Source organism: Xanthomonas sp. 3498, assembly GCF_014199795.1.
Lineage (GTDB): Bacteria > Pseudomonadota > Gammaproteobacteria > Xanthomonadales > Xanthomonadaceae > Xanthomonas_A > Xanthomonas_A rydalmerensis.
The window spans coordinates 382,510-399,803 of sequence record NZ_JACHOH010000004.1 but is presented as its reverse complement, the minus strand read 5'-3'; the positions used below and the strand labels follow the sequence as shown (position 1 = coordinate 399,803).

20 protein-coding genes and 1 pseudogene are annotated in these 17,294 nt (G+C 69.2%); 5 read left to right on the top strand and 16 right to left on the bottom strand.

Features of this window, described 5'->3' with window-relative positions; all coding sequences use genetic code 11:
- Positions 1-25: 25 nt before the first annotated feature.
- Complete coding sequence (locus tag GGR66_RS14485; RefSeq protein ID WP_326521019.1) at positions 26-1,756, top strand: glycoside hydrolase family 9 protein; 1,731 nt, start codon at positions 26-28, stop codon at positions 1,754-1,756.
- Between the two features lie 43 nt (positions 1,757-1,799).
- Here the strand turns inward: GGR66_RS14485 and upp are convergent, their stop codons facing one another.
- The 9 genes from upp to GGR66_RS14440 all read right to left on the bottom strand — a co-directional run bounded on the left by upp (position 1,800) and on the right by GGR66_RS14440 (position 9,984).
- Positions 1,800-2,432 carry a uracil phosphoribosyltransferase gene (gene upp / locus GGR66_RS14480; protein ID WP_184448710.1) on the bottom strand — a complete coding sequence of 211 codons (633 nt, stop codon included), beginning with the start codon at positions 2,430-2,432 and terminating at the stop codon, positions 1,800-1,802.
- An 88-nt stretch (positions 2,433-2,520) separates the two neighbouring features.
- Positions 2,521-3,450, bottom strand: a complete 930-nt coding sequence (locus GGR66_RS14475) for an alpha/beta hydrolase (RefSeq protein ID WP_184448709.1) — start codon at positions 3,448-3,450, stop codon at positions 2,521-2,523.
- Positions 3,451-3,660: 210 nt separating this feature from the next.
- A complete protein-coding gene (locus GGR66_RS14470) occupies positions 3,661-3,993 on the bottom strand; it encodes a non-heme iron oxygenase ferredoxin subunit (RefSeq protein WP_167087568.1) in 333 nt (110 codons plus the stop codon).
- A complete protein-coding gene (locus GGR66_RS14465; RefSeq protein WP_160970018.1) occupies positions 3,990-4,526 on the bottom strand; it encodes a GNAT family N-acetyltransferase in 537 nt (178 codons plus the stop codon). Before GGR66_RS14465 ends, GGR66_RS14470 begins: the two co-directional genes overlap by 4 nt.
- Before the next feature lie 102 nt (positions 4,527-4,628).
- A complete protein-coding gene (locus GGR66_RS14460) occupies positions 4,629-5,879 on the bottom strand; it encodes a cysteine desulfurase (protein WP_184448708.1) in 1,251 nt (416 codons plus the stop codon).
- A complete protein-coding gene (sufD, locus tag GGR66_RS14455) occupies positions 5,876-7,138 on the bottom strand; it encodes a Fe-S cluster assembly protein SufD (RefSeq protein ID WP_184448707.1) in 1,263 nt (420 codons plus the stop codon). Before sufD ends, GGR66_RS14460 begins: the two co-directional genes overlap by 4 nt.
- On the bottom strand, positions 7,135-7,902 hold the full coding sequence (gene sufC / locus GGR66_RS14450; protein ID WP_184448706.1) for a Fe-S cluster assembly ATPase SufC: 768 nt from the start codon (positions 7,900-7,902) through the stop codon (positions 7,135-7,137). The genes sufD and sufC overlap by 4 nt, the downstream gene beginning before the upstream one ends.
- 165 nt (positions 7,903-8,067) lie before the next feature.
- Complete coding sequence (gene sufB / locus GGR66_RS14445; protein ID WP_160970026.1) at positions 8,068-9,510, bottom strand: Fe-S cluster assembly protein SufB; 1,443 nt, start codon at positions 9,508-9,510, stop codon at positions 8,068-8,070.
- Between the two features lie 15 nt (positions 9,511-9,525).
- A complete protein-coding gene (locus GGR66_RS14440; RefSeq protein ID WP_017913833.1) occupies positions 9,526-9,984 on the bottom strand; it encodes an SUF system Fe-S cluster assembly regulator in 459 nt (152 codons plus the stop codon).
- Positions 9,985-10,179: 195 nt separating this feature from the next.
- Here GGR66_RS14440 and GGR66_RS14435 point away from each other — a divergent pair, with 195 nt between their 5' ends.
- Positions 10,180-10,647 (top strand): SET domain-containing protein-lysine N-methyltransferase, encoded by a 468-nt coding sequence (locus GGR66_RS14435; protein ID WP_160970028.1) that lies wholly within the window; start codon positions 10,180-10,182, stop codon positions 10,645-10,647.
- A 363-nt stretch (positions 10,648-11,010) separates the two neighbouring features.
- A complete protein-coding gene (locus tag GGR66_RS14430; protein ID WP_184448705.1) occupies positions 11,011-11,556 on the top strand; it encodes a type 1 glutamine amidotransferase domain-containing protein in 546 nt (181 codons plus the stop codon).
- Between the two features lie 133 nt (positions 11,557-11,689).
- On the opposite strand, the gene GGR66_RS14425 is transcribed toward GGR66_RS14430, so the two are convergent.
- The 5 genes from GGR66_RS14425 to GGR66_RS14405 form a co-directional block, all read right to left on the bottom strand.
- Entirely contained in the window at positions 11,690-12,286 is a 597-nt protein-coding gene (locus GGR66_RS14425; protein ID WP_184448704.1) for a DUF1439 domain-containing protein, read from the bottom strand.
- Between the two features lie 91 nt (positions 12,287-12,377).
- Positions 12,378-12,680 carry a DUF3861 family protein gene (locus tag GGR66_RS14420; protein WP_160970034.1) on the bottom strand — a complete coding sequence of 101 codons (303 nt, stop codon included), beginning with the start codon at positions 12,678-12,680 and terminating at the stop codon, positions 12,378-12,380.
- Positions 12,681-12,774: 94 nt separating this feature from the next.
- Positions 12,775-13,341, bottom strand: a complete 567-nt coding sequence (locus tag GGR66_RS14415; RefSeq protein ID WP_184448703.1) for a M23 family metallopeptidase — start codon at positions 13,339-13,341, stop codon at positions 12,775-12,777.
- 4 nt (positions 13,342-13,345) lie between these two features.
- On the bottom strand, positions 13,346-14,047 hold the full coding sequence (locus GGR66_RS14410; RefSeq protein ID WP_160970038.1) for a tellurite resistance TerB family protein: 702 nt from the start codon (positions 14,045-14,047) through the stop codon (positions 13,346-13,348).
- A 144-nt stretch (positions 14,048-14,191) separates the two neighbouring features.
- The gene (locus tag GGR66_RS14405) at positions 14,192-14,590 is read right to left on the bottom strand and encodes an HU family DNA-binding protein (RefSeq protein WP_026143706.1); all 399 of its coding nucleotides are present in this window, start codon (positions 14,588-14,590) and stop codon (positions 14,192-14,194) included.
- A gap of 289 nt (positions 14,591-14,879) precedes the next feature.
- Here GGR66_RS14405 and GGR66_RS14400 point away from each other — a divergent pair, with 289 nt between their 5' ends.
- The gene (locus tag GGR66_RS14400; RefSeq protein ID WP_160962704.1) at positions 14,880-15,311 is read left to right on the top strand and encodes an OsmC family protein; all 432 of its coding nucleotides are present in this window, start codon (positions 14,880-14,882) and stop codon (positions 15,309-15,311) included.
- 225 nt (positions 15,312-15,536) lie between these two features.
- Positions 15,537-16,142 carry a glycine zipper 2TM domain-containing protein gene (locus GGR66_RS14395; protein ID WP_184448702.1) on the top strand — a complete coding sequence of 202 codons (606 nt, stop codon included), beginning with the start codon at positions 15,537-15,539 and terminating at the stop codon, positions 16,140-16,142.
- 82 nt (positions 16,143-16,224) lie between these two features.
- On the opposite strand, the gene GGR66_RS14390 is transcribed toward GGR66_RS14395, so the two are convergent.
- Positions 16,225-17,103: a PhzF family phenazine biosynthesis protein gene (locus tag GGR66_RS14390; RefSeq protein WP_184448701.1), complete on the bottom strand. Its 879-nt coding sequence runs from the start codon at positions 17,101-17,103 to the stop codon at positions 16,225-16,227.
- Between the two features lie 38 nt (positions 17,104-17,141).
- A pseudogene (locus GGR66_RS21045) lies at positions 17,142-17,267 on the bottom strand (phenazine biosynthesis protein); the annotation flags it as partial.
- Positions 17,268-17,294 lie beyond the last annotated feature (27 nt).

Genomic DNA, 17,294 nt, shown 5'->3' with positions numbered 1-17,294 from the left:
CATCATGGCCCGCCAGTATCGGCGCATGAAGCTGCCCCATGCCCTGTCCTGCCTGTTCCTCGCCTGCCTGCTGCTGGGCGGCTGCACCTCGCATGCCGACACCGCCATGCCATCGCCGATCCGCCTGAACCAGGTCGGCTTCCTGCCTGCCGCGAGCAAGCTGGCGGTGGTGCCGGACGGCCACGGCGACGCGTTCTCGATCGCGCGCGCCGACAGCGACGAGGTGGTGCTGCGCGGCACCCTCGGCGCCGCCGCGGCGTGGCCGCCGGCGCAGCAGACCGTGCGCATCGCCGATTTCTCCGCGCTGCGCACGCCGGGCCGCTATCGCCTGCAGGTCGACGGCCTGCCGCCGTCGGACAGCTTCGCCATCGGCGAGGACGCCTACAACGCGCTGTCGCGCGCCGCGCTCAAGGCCTACTACTACAACCGCGCCAGCACCGCGCTGGACGGCGACTACGCCGGCCGCCACGCGCGCGCCGCCGGCCATCCCGACGACCACGTGCTGGTGCATGCCTCGGCGGCGTCGCCGGAGCGCCCGGCCGGCACCGTGATCGCCGCGCCCAAGGGCTGGTACGACGCCGGCGACTACAACAAGTACGTGGTCAGTTCCGGCATCACCGTCTACACCCTGCTGGCCGCCTACGAGCAGTTCCCCGCCTACTTCGCCAAGCATCCCGAAGGCATTCCGAACAGCGGCGGCGACGTGCCGGACATCCTGCGCGAGGTCGACTGGAACCTGCAGTGGCTGCTGGCGATGCAGGACCCGCACGACGGTGGCGTGTACCACAAGCTGACCAACCTGGACTTCGCCGGCATGCAGATGCCGGACCAGGCGCGCGCGCCGCGCTACGTGGTGCAGAAGAGCACCGCGGCCACGCTCGACTTCGCCGCGGTGATGGCCCAGGCCAGCCGCATCTACGCACCGTACGACGCGCAGTTCGGCGGCATCTCCACGCGCATGCTGGAAGCCTCGCGGCGCGCCTGGGCCTGGGCGCAGGCGCATCCGGACGTGGCCTACAAGCAACCGGCCGACGTGCATACCGGCGCCTACGAGGACACCCAGTTCGACGACGAGTTCGCCTGGGCCGCGACCGAGCTGTACCTGGCCACCGCCGACGACGCGTTCTACGAGGCGGCGATGGCGCGCAAGGTGCCGGCCAGCGTGCCCGACTGGCGCCAGGTCGGCGGGCTGGCGTGGATGTCGCTGGCGCAGCACCGCGCACGGCTGACCCCGCGCGCCGACCAGGCGCGCATCGCCGAGGAGATCGAGGGCCTGGCCGATCATCTGGTGCAGGTATGGCAGGGCTCGGCCTGGCGGGTGACGATGCGCGACGCCGACTTCCACTGGGGCAGCAACGCCACGGCGATGAACCAGGCGATGATGCTGCTGCAGGCCTACCAGCTGCAGCACAAGCCCGAATACCTGCAGGCCGCGCAGTCGCAGCTGGACTACGTGCTCGGCCGCAACCCGCTGGGCATGTCCTTCGTCACCGGCATCGGCGCGCGCTCGCCGATGCACATCCACCATCGCATCTCCATCGCCGACGGCGTGGCCACGCCGGTGCCGGGATGGCTGGTCGGCGGCCCGCAGCCGGGGCAGCAGGACGCCGATGCATGCAAGCACGCCTACACGTCGACACTGCCGGCGCTGTCGTACCTGGACAAAGAATGCAGCTACGCCACCAACGAAGTGGCGATCAACTGGAATGCGCCGCTGGTATACGTGAGCGCCGCGCTGCAGGTGCTGCAGCGCTGATCCGCGGCCGCGGCGCGGCATGCTCGCGGATTGATGACACGCCCTAGCCCAGGCGGGTGCCGAAGATGCGGTCGCCGGCGTCGCCCAGGCCCGGCAGGATGTAGCCCTTCTCGTTGAGATGGTCGTCGATGGCGGCGGTGTACACCTCCACGTCCGGATGCGCCGCTTGCAGCGCCTGCAGGCCTTCCGGCGCGGCGACCAGGAAGATGCCCTTGATCCGCCGCGCGCCGGCGCGCTTGAGCATGTCCACGGTGGCGATGAGGGTGCCGCCGGTGGCCAGCATCGGGTCCAGAATCAGCGCATCGCGCTCCTCCAAGCGGCCGGTGAGGCGTTCGAAGTAGGGCACCGGTTGCAGCGTCTCCTCGTCGCGCTGCAGGCCGACCACGCTGACCCGTGCCGCAGGAATCAGCGCCAGCACGCCGGGCAGCATGCCCAGCCCGGCGCGCAGGATTGGCACCAGGGTGATCTTGGCGCCGGCGATGCGCTGCACCTGGGTCGGGCCGGCCCAGCCGGCCATGGTGTGGGTCTCGGTCTCCAGATCGGCGGTGGCCTCGTAGCCGAGCAGGGTGCCCAGTTCGGTGACCAGCTCGCGGAAGCCCTTGGTGCTCAGCGCCGCGTCGCGCAACAGGCCGATCTTGTGCTGTACCAGCGGGTGGCGGACTTCGACGATCTTCATGGGCGCGCTCGCGAGGGGGAGGCGCACAGTGTGCCGCAGCCGGCTCCGGCGCCGCCAGGTGTCGGCGCCGTGCTGCTGGCGGCCGCGCTCAGTCGGGCGTCATCCCGATCGTGTGCAGCCAGGTGTCCACCAGCGCCGGCCAGCGGGTGATCGCGAACTTGGTCGGGCGCAGTCCGAACGCGTGTCCGCCGTCGGGATACAGATGCATTTCCACCGGCACCCCGGCGTCCTTCAGGGCGATGTAGTAGACCAGCGCCTGGTTGATGCCATCGACGTGATCGTCCTGCGCCTGCAGCAGGAAGGTCGGCGGGGTGTGCTTGCTGACCGGCACGTCCGGATTGAGTTCGAACTTGTCGTCGTCGATCCACAGGTGCCCCGGATACAGCGCCACGGCGAAATCCGGCCGGCAGCTCTGGGCATCCGCGGCGTCGACGGCGGGATACCGCCGTCGCTCGAAATGCGTGCTGATCGCCGCCACCAGGTGGCCGCCCGCCGAGAAGCCCAGCACACCGATCTTGTGCGGATCGATCTGCCACTGCGCGGCGTGTTGCCGCACCAGGCCGACGGTGCGCTGGGCGTCCTGCAGCGCCATCGGCGATTTCGGATAGGGGCCCGATTGCGGCTGCTGCCGATCTCCCGGCACGCGGTACTTCAACAACACGCAGGTAATGCCGCGCGCGGTGAGCCAGTCGCACACCTCGGTCCCTTCGAGGTCCATTGCCAGCACCCAGTAGCCGCCACCGGGGAACACCACCACCGCCGCACCGGTGTTGTGCCCCCTGGGGGGATACACGGTCATCGTCGGCTGGGAGACCCGCTCCACGGACAACCAGGGACGGCCGCCGACCGCGGGCCGCGTGGTCGTCGTCTCGGGACCGGACAGCGCCACCGCATCGGGTGGCTCGCCTGGCCAGATCGGTACCTGGGTGTGCCCCGGCGTCGGTTGCCAGGTGGCAGCCGACGCGTGCGGTGCCACGACAGCGGCCAGTGCGGCGAAGACCAGGGCGAGCGGGCGCATGCGCATTCCTTGTGAGCGACGGCTTGCGCCGGGGCGCTCAGGATAGTTGCAGCGGTGCGTCTTCGTGCCGCCATCGGCAGTGGCGTCGGAGGTCGGGGCGCGGCCGATCAGCCGACCAGGTCCGGCCATTGCGAACGGGAGCACCGCGGCAGGTGTCGCGATCATCCGGCAAGGGACGGCTAACGACGGACAGTAAACAAGCGCGCGACCTCAGCCGCGGTCGTCGCGGGTCCACAGGCCGCCGTGTTCGGCCTTCACCGGAAACTTCGGTACCGGACCGTAGGCCGGCGCGCACAGGGCGCGGCCGTCGCGCACGTCGAAGCGGGCGCCATGCAGCACGCACTCGATGCTGCCGGCGGCGGGGTCGAAGGTGCCCGGCGACAGTTCGTAGTCCTCATGGCTGCAGCGGTCTTCCAGCGCATAGAACTGGCCATCGAAGTTGAACACCACGATCGGCGTGTCGGTCACTTCGTCCCACACCGTCTTCATTTCGCCTGGCAGCAGTTCGCCATCGGCGCAGACGAAGGTCCAGGTCTCGCTCATGCGGCACCGCCCAGCGGTTTTTCCAGGACCTCGAAGCGCAGGTCGTCGCGGCGGGGCTGGCCGAAGCGCGCATCGCCGTAGGGAAACGGCTTCTTGATCCCGGTGCGGCGGTAGCCGCGGCGCTCGTAGAAGGCGATGAGTTCCTCGCGCAGGTCGATCACCGTCATCCGCATCAGCGGCAACCGCCATTCCTGCCAGGCGATGCGCTCGGCCTCGGCCAACACGGTCTTGCCCAGGCCGCTGCCCTGCGCCTGCGGCTGCACCGAGAACATGCCGAAATAGCCGGCGCCGTCGTCGTCGGCGACGTGCGCACAGGCGATCAGCTCGCCGTCGCGCTCGGCCAGCAGCACCAGGCTGCGCGGGCGCAGGATGTCGGCGCGCAGCACCTCGCGATCGATGCGGTTGCCGTCGAGCAGGTCGGCTTCGGTGGTCCAGCCGACGCGGCTGCTGTCGCCCCGATAGGCCGAGGTGACCAGGGCGGCGATGGCGTCGAGATCGTCGACGGTGGCGGTGCGGAAGGTGAGGGTGTGCATGGGGCGATTATGCCGGAGGCGGGGATTCGGGAGTGGGGATTGGGGATTCGTCAAAGCGGCGCTTTTACCAATCCCGAATCCCGAATGCCCAATCCCGGCGCTTCAGCCCAACAGCTTGCGCACTTTCAGTAGCGCTGCCACGAACCGCTCGATTTCCTCGTGCGTGTTGTAGAACGCCAGCGAGGCGCGGCAGGTGGCGGCGACGCCGTAGAACTGCAGCAGCGGATGTGCGCAGTGCTGGCCGGAACGCACCGCCATGCCTTCCAGATCGAGCAGGGTGGCCAGGTCGTGGGCGTGGGCGCCCTCGATCAGGAACGAGACCACCGCGGCCTTGCCCGGCGCGGTACCGAACAGGCGCAGGCCGTCGATCCGCTGCAGTTCCTCGGTGAGATGCGCGAGCAATTCGGTTTCGCGCGCTTCCACGTGCTGCAGCCCGAGTGTCTGCAGATAGTCCACCGCCGCGCCGAGGCCGACGAAGCCGGCGATGTTGGGGGTGCCGGCCTCGAACTTGTGCGGCGGGTCGTTGAACACGGTGCCGTCGAAGCTGACTTCCTTGATCATCTCGCCGCCGCCCAGGAACGGCGGCATCGCCTGCAGATGCTCGCGCCGCGCCCACAGCGCGCCGGTGCCGGTCGGGCCGCACATCTTGTGGCCGGTGATGGCGTAGAAGTCGCAGCCGATCGCGGCCACGTCCAGTGGCCGGTGCGGCGCGGCCTGCGAGCCGTCGATGACGCTGACGATGCCGCGCTTGCGCGCTTCGCGGCAGATCTCGCGCACCGGGTTGACCGTGCCCAGCACGTTGGAGACATGGGCAAGGGCCAGCAGCTTGACGTCGGCGGTCATCGCCGCGCGCAGCGCGTCCAGGTCGAGCGCGCCATCGGCGGTGATCTCGGCGACCTTCACCGTGGCACCGGTACGCTCCGCGACGAGTTGCCAGGGCACGATGTTGGCATGGTGCTCCATGCGCGACACCAGGATGGTGTCGCCGGCACGCAGTCGCGGCAGCGCCCACGAGTACGCCACCAGGTTCAGGGCGAAAGTGGCGCCGCTGCACAGCACCAGCTCGTCGGCGCGCACGTTGAGGAAGCGGGCGAGCCGGGTTCGCGCACCTTCGTAGGCCTCGGTGGCCTCGCTGCCGAGCGCGTGCACCGCGCGGCTGACGTTGGCGTTGTGGCGGCGGTAGAAGGCGTCGGTCGCTGCGATCACCTGCAGCGGCTTCTGCCCGGTGTTGGCGTTGTCGAAGTACACCAGCGGCTTGCCGTGCACTTCCCGCATCAGCAGCGGGAAGTCGCGGCGGACCGCGTCCCAGTCCGGCGCCTGCGGCGTGGCGGTGTGCGCGGCGGGCCCGTTCATGCCACGCCTGCGGCGCTGAGCGCCCGCTCCAGCCGCGCCAACAGGAACTCGCCCAGCGCCGGGTCCAGCACGCGGAGCGGCTCGCGGCAGAACGCGGCGGTCAGCAGTTGCTGTGCGCGTTCCTGCGGCAGCCCGCGCGAGCGCAGGTAGAACAGCGCATTGGTATCGAGCTGGCCGACGGTGGCGCCGTGCGCGGCCTTGACCTCGTCGGCATCGATCACCAGCACCGGCTGGGTATCGATCTCGGCGTCGGCGGAGAGCAGCAGGTTCTTGTTCGACAGCGCCGCGTCGGTGCCATCGGCGCCGTGGCGGATCTGGATGCCGCCATGGAACGCCACGCGGCTGCGGCCGGTGGCGACACCGCGCCACAATAGCTCGCAGGCGGTGTCGCGGGCGATGTGCTCGATACCCAGGCGGGTATCGAGCTGACGCCGGCCGTTGCCGAGCAGCACGCCGTTGGCGACCAGCCGGGCGTTGTCGCCCTCCAGGCGCACGTTGAGTTCGTGCCGGGCCAGCGCGCCGCCCAGTTCCAGGTCCACGCGCCGGTACTGCGCGTCGCGCGCCAGCACCGCGTCGGTGCGCAGCAGCGCGGTGACGCCGGCCGCCTCGTCCTGCACGCGCGCGTGGCTCAGCTGCGCGCCGGCGGCCAGATGCACGTGCGCCAGACTGTTGCTCAGGTGCGCGGCATCGCCGGCGTGCAGATGATGCTCGACCAGCGCCAGCGTGGCGTCCTGGCGCAGTTCGATCAGGTGGCGGTGGTGCCAGGCCAGGTCGGCCTCGGCGGCGGTGGAGACGAACACCAGGTGCAGCGGCTGTTCCACATGCACGCCTGCGTCCACCCGCAGCACGCAGCCTTCGTCGGCGAGGGCAGCGTTGAGCTGCGCGAACACCTCGTCGCTGCGCTCGAAGCGGCGGCCGAGGAAGCGCATCGCATCGTCGCCGCTGCGCAGGATCGTCGACAGGCGCTGCAATTCCACCCCGGCCGGCAGGCCGGTCAGGTCCGACAGCGCGTCGCTGGCGCGGCCGTTGACGAACACCAGGCGCGGCGCCGGGATGCCGTCGAGCAGCGAGGCGTCCACCGCCGGTGCGGTCTGCGGCGCGGGCGCGAAGCTGCGCCGTTCCAGCGCGCGCAGCGAGGTGTACTTCCAGGCTTCGCTGCGCGTGCCGGGCAGGCCGTCGCGCAGCGCTTGCTCCAGCGGCGCGCGGCGCGCGCCATCGCCGTGGAATGCGGCGGCCAGCGAGTCGAGCAGAGCGCTCATTGCACTGCCGCCTCGGGCGCCACGCGCTCCTTCAACCAGGCATAGCCGTGCGCTTCCAGCTCCAGCGCCAGTTCCGGGCCGCCGGTCTGCACGATGCGGCCGTCGGCCAGCACGTGCACCACGTCCGGCTTGATGTAGTCGAGCAGGCGCTGGTAGTGGGTGATCACCACGAACGCGCGCTCGGGCGAACGCAGCGCGTTGACGCCTTCGGCCACGGTCTTGAGCGCGTCGATGTCCAGGCCGCTGTCGGTCTCGTCGAGGATCGCCAGCTTCGGCTCCAGCACCGCCAGCTGGAAGATCTCGTTGCGCTTCTTTTCGCCGCCGGAGAAGCCCTCGTTGACGCCGCGATGCAGCAGCTCGTCCTTCAGGTGCAGCACCGCCAGCTTCTGCCGGACCAGCTTGAGGAACTGCATCGAATCCAGCTCGGCCTCGCCGCGCGCCTTGCGCTGCGCGTTGAGCGCGGCGCGCAGGAAGTAGGTGTTGTTGACGCCGGGGATTTCCACCGGGTACTGGAAGGCCAGGAACAGGCCGGCGGCGGCGCGCTCCTCCGGTTCCAGTTCGAGCAGGTCGGCGCCGTCGAAGCGCACGCTGCCATCGGTCACGGCGTAGCCGTCGCGGCCGGCCAGCACATTGCCCAGGGTGGACTTGCCGGCGCCGTTGGGGCCCATGATGGCGTGCACTTCGCCGGGCTTCACCTGCAGCGACAGGCCCTTGAGGATGTCCTTGCCGGCGACGGAGGCGTGGAGGTTTTCTATGGTGAGCATGGGGTAGTCCATCAGAATTCTTGATTAGCCCCTCTCCCACCGGGAGAGGGGTTGGGGTGAGGGTCGGTGCGAAGCATCTCGCGGGGTTCGGGTGCACGAGGCTGCGCCCGTACCCTCATCCGGCGCTGCGCGCCACCTTCTCCCGATGGGAGAAGGGCGACGCTGTCAGCCGACGCTGCCTTCCAGCGACACTTCCAGCAGCTTCTTGGCTTCCACCGCGAACTCCATCGGCAGTTCGCGGAACACCTGCTTGCAGAAGCCGTCGACGATCATCGACACCGCGTTCTCCTGGTCGATGCCGCGCGCGCGACAGTAGAACAGCTGGTCGTCGCTGATCTTGGAGGTGGTGGCCTCGTGCTCGACGGTTGCGGTCGGGTGCTTGACCTCGATGTACGGGAAGGTATGCGCGCCGCACTGCTTGCCGATCAGCAGCGAGTCGCATTGGGTGTAGTTGCGCGCGCCTTCGGCGCTGCGCTCCACCTTGACCAGGCCGCGATAGGTGTTCTGCCCGCGGCCGGCGCTGATGCCCTTGCTGACGATCTTGCTCTTGGTGCGCTTGCCGACGTGGATCATCTTGGTGCCGGTGTCGGCCTGCTGGCGGTGATGGGTCAGCGCGACCGAGTGGAACTCGCCCACTGAGTCGTCGCCCAGCAGCACGCACGAGGGATACTTCCAGGTGATCGCCGAGCCGGTCTCGACCTGGGTCCAGGTGATCTTGCTGCGCGCGCCGCGGCATTCGCCACGCTTGGTCACGAAGTTGTAGATGCCGCCGCGGCCTTCCTCGTCGCCCGGGTACCAGTTCTGCACGGTGGAGTACTTGATCTCCGCGTCTTCCAGCGCCACCAGTTCGACCACCGCCGCGTGCAGCTGGTTCTCGTCGCGCATCGGCGCGGTGCAGCCTTCCAGATAGGACACGTAGGCCTTGTCCTCGCACACGATCAGGGTGCGCTCGAACTGGCCGGTATGGCCGGCATTGATGCGGAAATAGGTGCTCAGTTCCATCGGGCAGCGCACGCCCTTGGGGATGAACACGAAGCTGCCGTCGGAGAACACTGCCGAGTTGAGCGCAGCGAAGAAGTTGTCGCCCACCGGCACCACGCTGCCCAGATACTGCTTGACCAGCTCCGGATGTTCCTTGATCGCCTCGGACATCGAGCAGAAGATCACGCCCTTCTCGGCCAGTTCCTTGCGGAAGGTGGTGCCGACCGAAACCGAGTCGAACACCGCGTCCACCGCCACGCCGGCCAGCTTGGCGCGCTCGTGCAGCGGCACGCCGAGCTTGTCGTAGGTGTCCAGCAGTTCCTTCGGCACCTCGTCCAGCGAGGCGTACTTCGGGCCCTTGGGCGCGGAGTAGTAGCTCAGCGCCTGGAAGTCGATCGGCGCGATGTCCAGCTTGGCCCAGTGCGGCATCGGCATCTTCAGCCAGTGCCGGTAGGCGGCCAGGCGCCATTCGGTCATCCATTCCGGCTCGTCCTTCTTCACGGACAGGGCGCGCACGACGTCCTCGTTCAGGCCGGGCAGGAACGAATCGGATTCGATGTCGGTGACGAAGCCGGCGTCGTAGCGACGTCCCAGCCGTTCCAGGATTTCAGCGTTTTCGGTGGCCATGGGGCTGCCTACAGGTCAGGTGGTCGCGAACCGCACGGCGATGGGACGCCGTTTCGGATCGCCGGAGGGGGGGAGGGGGTGGAGCATCTGCGCCAGGGTCACGCCGCGCAGCGCATCGGCGACCACGTCGTTGATCAGCCGCCAGTTGGAACGCACGCCACAGGTCTGGGCGATGCTGCACTGGCTGCCGTGATGGCTGCATTCGGTGATCGCCAGCGGGCCTTCCATCGCTTCGACGATCTGGATCAGGGTGATGGCGTCGGCCGGCCGCGCCAGCCGGTAACCGCCGCGTACGCCGCGCAGGCCTTCGACCAGGCCGGCCTGAGCCAGCGGCTTGAGCAGTTTGCTGACGGTGGGCGGCTCCAGCCCGGCCTGTTCGGCCAGTTCGGTCGCGCTCAGCACTTCGTTCGGACGCGCGGCGAGCACGGTCAGCACGACGGTGGCGTAATCGGTGAGCTTGGTGACGCGGAGCATGGCGACACAGTGGTTTTTCAATGCGGACCGAAATTGTACTCTTTTGCGACGCGGGGTCCAACCGCGCCATTCATCTTTTATTTCGATCGCCGTGATCGGGGATTGCGCCGGCTGCGGTCGCTGCGCCGGACGGCGCGGGCTTGGGATCGCGGGCGATGTGCGCCAGAATCTAGGCTTTCCTGTCCGGATCGCCGCATGCCCCGCAAGATCGCCGCCCGCAAGTCCCGCATCCATGGCAACGGCGTGTTCGCCGTGCTGCCGCTCAAGAAAGGCGAGCGGGTCATCGAGTACAAGGGCCGCCGCCGCACCCACGCCGAGGTCGACCGCGACGAGGCCGGCGACGTCGAGACCGGGCATACCTTCCTGTTCACCCTCAGCGACGACTACGTGATCGACGCTAACTACGAGGGCAACGACGCGCGCTGGATCAACCACAGCTGCGCGCCGAACTGCGAAGCGGTGATCGTCGAGGCCGAAGGCGAGGACCGTCGCAAGGACAAGGTGGTGATCGAGGCGCTGCGCGACATCAAGCCCGGCGAGGAGCTTACCTACAACTACGGCATCACCTTGGGCGAGCGGCACACGCCGCGGTTGAAGAAGATCTGGGAATGCCGTTGCGGCGCCAAGAACTGCACCGGCACCATGCTGCAGCCCAAACGCTAGGGCGTGTCATCAATCCCCGAGCATGCCGCGCCGCGGTTGCGCGCGCCTGTGGCAAGGAAGAGGGAGGAAGTGGACGTCCGTCCACGCGCGAGCGATGACGCGGCCATGGGGGGGCGCAACCGCGGCCCTTCGGGTTGGGCCTGGCAGGCGCGCTGCCGGCGCCGCGCGGCTTGACCTGACGGCCAGTCAGGCGCTGCGCCACGCAACGCCGGCCGCGCGCCTGCCAGACCCAACGCGGCATACTCGGGAATGGGTGACACGCCCTAGCGTGCAGGCCGTGCACGCCGCGCCGACACGCGGTTCACGGCCCTGCCACCGACGCGTTTCTACGGTGGGACTCCCCCCTACTCGAGGAGTGACCCCATGAGCGCAATGCCTTCCCTTGCCGGCAAGCAGGTGGCTGTCCTGGCCACCGACGGTTTCGAACAGTCGGAACTGCAGGAACCCAAGCGCCTGCTCGAATCCTGGGGCGCGCAGGTCGACGTGATCGCGCCGGGCGATGCCGACAGCATCCGCGGCTGGAACAAAAAGGACTGGGGCGACAGCGTGCCGGTGGACAAGCGTCTGCAGCAGGCCCAAGCCGGCGACTACGACGCGCTGGTGCTGCCGGGCGGAGTGATCAATCCGGACAGTCTGCGCACGGAGCCGACCGCGATCGCCTTCATCCAGTCCTTCGCCAGCGCCGGCAAGCCGGTGGCGGCGATCTGCCATGGCCCCTGGCTGCTGGCCGAAAGCGGGCTGGTGCGCGATCGCCAGGTGACTTCGTGGCCGTCGCTGAAGACCGACCTGTCCAATGCCGGCGGGCGTTGGGAAGACCAGGAAGTGGTGGTGGACGGCAATCTGATCACCAGTCGCAAGCCGGACGATATTCCGGCGTTCGCGCAGGCGGTGGCCAAGGCGCTGGGCTGAGTCCCGGCGATTCGCCTGTGCTGCCGCGACGGTGGCGGGTGAACGACAGAAGCAGAAACGGCGGCCACGGCCGCCGTTCCTCTGTTTGCGCTCCCTGGTGACGGCTGTTGCCGCACTCAGGTCGCCACCTGGATTACTGCGCCGGAAGCATGCCCGCCGGCACCAGCTTGCTGATGTCCTGGTTGAAACGCACCACCAGGGTGCCGTTCTCCACGCCGGCCGACTGGATCTGCACGTCGCCCAGCATCGCGGTCAGACGCGGATCCAGCTTGTAGATCGGCTCCTTGCGCGCGTAGTCCTCCAGCCAAGCATTGAGCAGCTCGCGGGTATTGGCGTCGAGCTTGCCGCCATTAGCGGCCGGGCGGAAATCGTCGATGGTCGGGGATTGCAGGTGGAAGCTCTGGCTCTGCTGGTCGTAGCGCAGGGCGCTGGTCAGCAGCACCTGGCCCAGTGGCGTCGCCGCACCGCCGCCGGTGGCCATGCTCAGGTCGAACTGCATCTTCAGGCGATCGCCCGGCGGCAGGCTCAGCTTCGGGTCGCGCACGGTCATCTTGATCAGCCCGCCCAGCGCCTTGTGCGTCTGCGGGAAGCTGCCATCGAGGTAGTGCTGCACGTCGGCGGCGCCGACGCTGACCTGATGGCCCTGGATCGTCGGCTCGGCCTGGACCTGGGCGGCAGTGGCGAGCAGCAGCAACGCTGCGGTGCGCAGGGTGAACTGGCGGAAGGTCATCGAGCGAGCCTTGGCAACGAAGAGGGTTTCACCATAACCGTGGGCGGTGAATGCGCGATTAGCGGAATCGCTGCATTCCCCGCCCCGATACTTACGCGGCAGGCGCAGGCGCCAGCCGGGCCAGCAGGGCGTCCAGCGCCGGCTGCAGCGGTGCCAGCAGTGCGCGCGCCTCACTGTCGCTGCGCTCGCCCAGGCTGCGCAGCAACTGCGCGCCGACGATCAGTGCGGCACGTTCGTCGCCGCGCAGTCCGGGCTGGCGCTGTGCTGCTTCGAGCAGGCGCATCCAGTCCTGCCGGCAGCGCGCCTCCAGTTCGATGGTGCAGCGGCCCTGGCAGGGCAGGCCGTCGTCCTGGATCGGGGTGACGGTGACGCGGTAGCGTTGGGAGGCGGTCATGGCAGTGGCGCACGCGGGGTGTGCGTCCAAGATAGGCGCGGCCGGCCGCCGCCACGAGCCTGCTGCCCGCGACGCTCTGTTCCAGTGCTTCCGTTCAGGGTGCGGCGCGTAGCAACGGCAATGGGTCGTAGGCGCCGCCCTCGGCATAGATGCCGTAATGCAGATGTGGCGGGGTGCCGCGCGCGTTGCCGCTGTCGCCGACCGCGCCGAGCAGGTCGCCAGGCTGTATCAGGTTGCCGACCTGCAGCCCCGGCGCCCATGTTTCCAGGTGTGCGTAGTAATGCCGCTGCCGGGCCGGGCCCAGCACCCAGACCTGGCGGCCGCCGAGGCCGCGGTCGGCGATGGCGACGACGATGCCGCGTGTCGCCGACACCACCGGCGTGCCGCGCTTGGCGAAGATGTCCACGCCGGCGTGCTGGCGGTCGCGCCCGCGTGGCGCACCGAAGGTGGCGGCGACGCGCCGCGGATCCACGCCTTCGACCGGCATGTGCAGCGCCGTCGGCGCCGGTGCCCGCGCCAACTCCCAGCCGACGCGCAGGCGCTGCGCCCACGGATGCTGCCAGGCCCAGGCCGCGGTCACCGCCAACCCGGCCAGCAGGGCCAGGCGCAGCAGCCCGCGACGCAGGCGCTGCGCTGGCGACGGCGTAGGCGCGGCGGCCATGCGCTCAGTCCGCGTGCAGGGAGGCCGCCTGTTCCTGCAGGCGCTGTTTCAGGGCGTCGTCGATGCCGAGTTGCCGTGCCAGTTCGTCCAGGTAACTGCGCTCCATGAAGCCCTGTTCGTCGGCGGCCAGGAGGCTGGCCAGGTACATTTCCGCGGCCATCTCGGGACTGGTCGATGCGCGCGCCACCTCGGCCGGATCCAGCGGCTTTTCAAGTTCCGCATGCAGCCATTGCTGCACGTCGGCGTCGTTGCCGTGGAGGCGGGCGAACTCGCCTTCGATCAGGCTGCGTTCGTGCTCGTCCAGATGACCATCGGCCTTGGCCGCGCCGACCAGTGCGCGCAGCACCGCCTGGCTGTGCTGCTCCACTTCCAGCGGCGGCAGGCGGTCCAGCGTCTGCGGTTCGGGTGCGGCGGCACCGAGTTGCTGGCGGCGGTAGTCGCCATAGGCGCGATAGGCCATCAGCCCCAGCGCGGCCAAGCCGCCGTAGGTCGCCAGCTTGCGCGTGGTGCGGTGCTTGCCGAGCAACAGGCCCAGCGCGCCGCCGCTGAGGGCTCCCTTGCCGAAGTCGGCGTTGAGCAGGCCGCCCAGGCCGCCGGCGGTCTGCGCCGGTGCGGCGGGAGCGGACGTGCCGGTCTTGCCCATGGCCTGGCCGGCGGCACCCTGCGCCGATTGCAGCAGTTGGTCGAGAAAGCCCTGTAGTTTCATGCAGGTGATCCTGTCGAAGGGAATCACCGGTATAGCGGCAGCCGCCTTAGCTGGCCGTCAACCCGGTTGCGCAGGCGGCCCCAAAAAAAACGAGACGGCCGGGGCCGTCTCGTCGGTGTGCTTGCCTGGATCAGGCGACGCTGCTCAGAGCGCGGCGTCCTTGAGCTTCTTCAGCGGGCGCACCTTGAGCTTGGTGGTGGCCGGCTTGGCAGCGAACCACTGCTCTTCCTTGGTGAACGGGTTGATGCCCTTGCGCTTCGGCTTGGCCGGCACGCTGACGGCGGTGATCTTCAGCAGGCCCGGCAGAGTGAACGAGCCAGCGCCCTTCTTGCTGACCGAACCGGCCACGGCGTGCTCCAGCGAGGCCATCACGGCGCGCACGTCCTTGGCGATCACGCCGCTGGTCTCGGCGATGTGCGCCACGAGCGCGGACTTGCTCAGCACGTCCTTGATCGGCTTGGGAGCGGCCGGCTTGGCGGCAGCCTTGGTCGCTACCTTCTTCACTGCCTTCTTCGGGGCAGCCTTTTTTGCGGTCTTTGCCATGATGTCCTGATTCCGTATTTGGTGGTTTGGGTCGCGCCGACCCCGTCGGCATGGCGAAATGTAGGGCATGTGCTACGCCGCGCCAATAGGCCGGAAGCAAAAAAGCGCGAATATCCGCCGCAACCACGGCCTTTTTTGCTGGCGGCCGGCGCCGGCACCGGCAAATCCGCGGGATGCCGCAGGTCTTTTGCCGCTGCGCGCGCGGCGAACGCGCCGGCCACACAGCAGCACACGTGCGTAACGCCGCCTGTCCTAAGGTCCGCGCTCCACTCACCGACAGGAGCCTCGCATGGGCATTTCGCGTCACGCCACCGCGCATTGGGAAGGCGATCTCAAGACCGGCCAGGGCCGGTTGAACACGCCGCAGAGCGGCCTGCTGGAAAACACCCGCTACGCATTCAACAGCCGTTTCGGCGACGAGAAGGGCACCAACCCCGAGGAATTGATCGCCGCCGCGCATGCCGGCTGCTTCACCATGGCGCTGTCGGCCAAGCTGACCGAAGCCGGCTTCCCGCCGACGGCGCTGGACACCCGCGCCGACGTCGACCTGTCGATGGAAGGCGGTCCGCAGTTGTCGCAGATCCGCCTGAAGGTCAAGGCCGTGGTGCCGAACATCGAGGCCGCGCGCTTCCGCGAACTGGCCGACGACGCCAAGCAGAACTGCCCGGTGTCCAAGGCGTTGAGCGCGGTGCCGATCAGCCTGGAAGCCGAACTGGGCTGAACCTTGCGCGGCCCGGTGGCATGCCGGGCCGCGCGTGGGTGCAGCGCACCCGCGGCGCCGCCGCAGCGCAGTCCAGCGTGCGTCTCGCACCGGCCCGCATGGTTTGATTGCCCGATAGCTGTCGCGCCACTAAATGTGCGCGCCACAGCCGTCCCTATTCAGTCTGGTTTCACCGCCTCGGATCGAGCATGCAATCGCGCGATCCACGCGCTTGGAACCATCGCCATGAACAAGCTCTCGACCCGTCTGTTGACCGCTGCGCTCGCTGTCGGCGTCATCGGCTCCGCCGCCGCGCAGGACTACGGTTACACCCGTTACGACGACTACCGCGACCGCGGCTACGCGTCCGGCACCTACGAATATGCGCGCGTGGTACGCGCCGATCCGATCATGGTGCAGGTCAACGGCCCGCGCGAGACCACCGAGCGCTGTTACGACCGTCCGGCTTCGGGCAGCTACGCCAGCGACTACGGCTACCGCGGCACCGACGGCGGCCGCACTGCCTCGTCGGTGGTCGGCGGCATCGCAGGCGCCGTGCTGGGCAGCCGCGTGGGCGGCGGCAGCGGTCGCTTCGTCGGCACCGCGGTCGGCACCATGCTTGGCAGCCTGGCCGGTCGCTCGATCTACGACACCAATACCCGCAGCTACGGCGGCGGCTATGGTGGCGGCGTGGTCCGCGAATGCGACCCGGTGTCGTATCGGACCGAACGCTACGACCGCGTCGACGGCTACGACGTGACCTACGAGTACGGCGGTCGCTACTACCACACCCGCACCGCCTCGCCTCCGGGCGACCGCATCCGCGTCCGCGTCGACGTATTGCCCGACTGACCTACAGGGCGCCTCCTTCGAGGCGCCCTTTCTTTTTGCACGTTCGTTCGCGCCCGCGGCGCAGAACAGCAGGCGCAGGCGATCAGGGCCAGTCGATGCTGCCTTCGATCACCGTCTGCACCTGGCCGCCCGACCACACCTCGCCAGCCTCGTCCACGCGCAGGGTCAGCAGCGCATCGTGGCCGACCTCGCGGCCCTGGCTGGCGACGTAGCGGCCGCCGTGGCCGGGCAGGGCCTTGCTGTGATCCAGCCATGCCGCCAGCACCGCATTGGCCGCGCCGGAGGCGGCGTCCTCGAAGCGCCGGCCATTGCCGACGAACGCGCGCACGGCCAGCGCGTAAGCCGGTTCGCTGGCCCGCGCGTAGGCGAACACGCCCATGCTGGCGGTGCTTTCGGCCAGGGCGGCGATCGCGTCCCAGTCCGGTGCCAGCGCACGCAGCGTGGCTTCGTCGGCCACTTCGACCAACCACCAGCAGCGGCCGCCGTCCATGCGGACCGGCGGCAGCGCGCCGAGCGTCCAGCCGCGCAGCGCCGACTGCAGGCGCGGATCCGCGGCATCGGCGATCTCGGCCACTTGCGCGCGCGGCGTGCGGATGGCAATGCTGCGCACTCCGGCATCCACATCGACCCGCAACGGCAGCAGGCCGGCGATGCCGTCCTGGGTCAGCACGCCATCGCGCGGCGTGGCGATGCCAGCTTCCAGCGCGACATGCGCGGTGCCGACGCTGGGGTGGCCGGCGAACGGCACCTCCTTCTGCGGGCTGAACATGCGCAGGCCGTAGCTGGCGTCCGGCCGCGTCGGCGCGAACACGAAGGTGGTTTCCGGCAGGCGCGTCCAGCGCGCGATGGCCTGCATCGTGGCGGCGTCCAAGCCATCGGCATCGAGCACCACGGCCAACGGATTGCCGTTGCCGGCGTGGGCGGAGAAGACATCGACCTGGAAGAAACGGCGTGCGGCCATGGCGGGAAACTCCGGACTGCGGTGGGGGAGGCCGGAGCTTACCAAGCGATCTTGTCAGCGATCACCGCGTGCACCAGTCCGCCGATCCACACCGCTTCCCCGTCGACCAGCAGCTCGACGCGGCCGTCGCGCCCGAGTTCGCGTTCCTGGCTGGCGACGTAGCGCCGAGCGGATTGCCCAGTCCCGGGCTG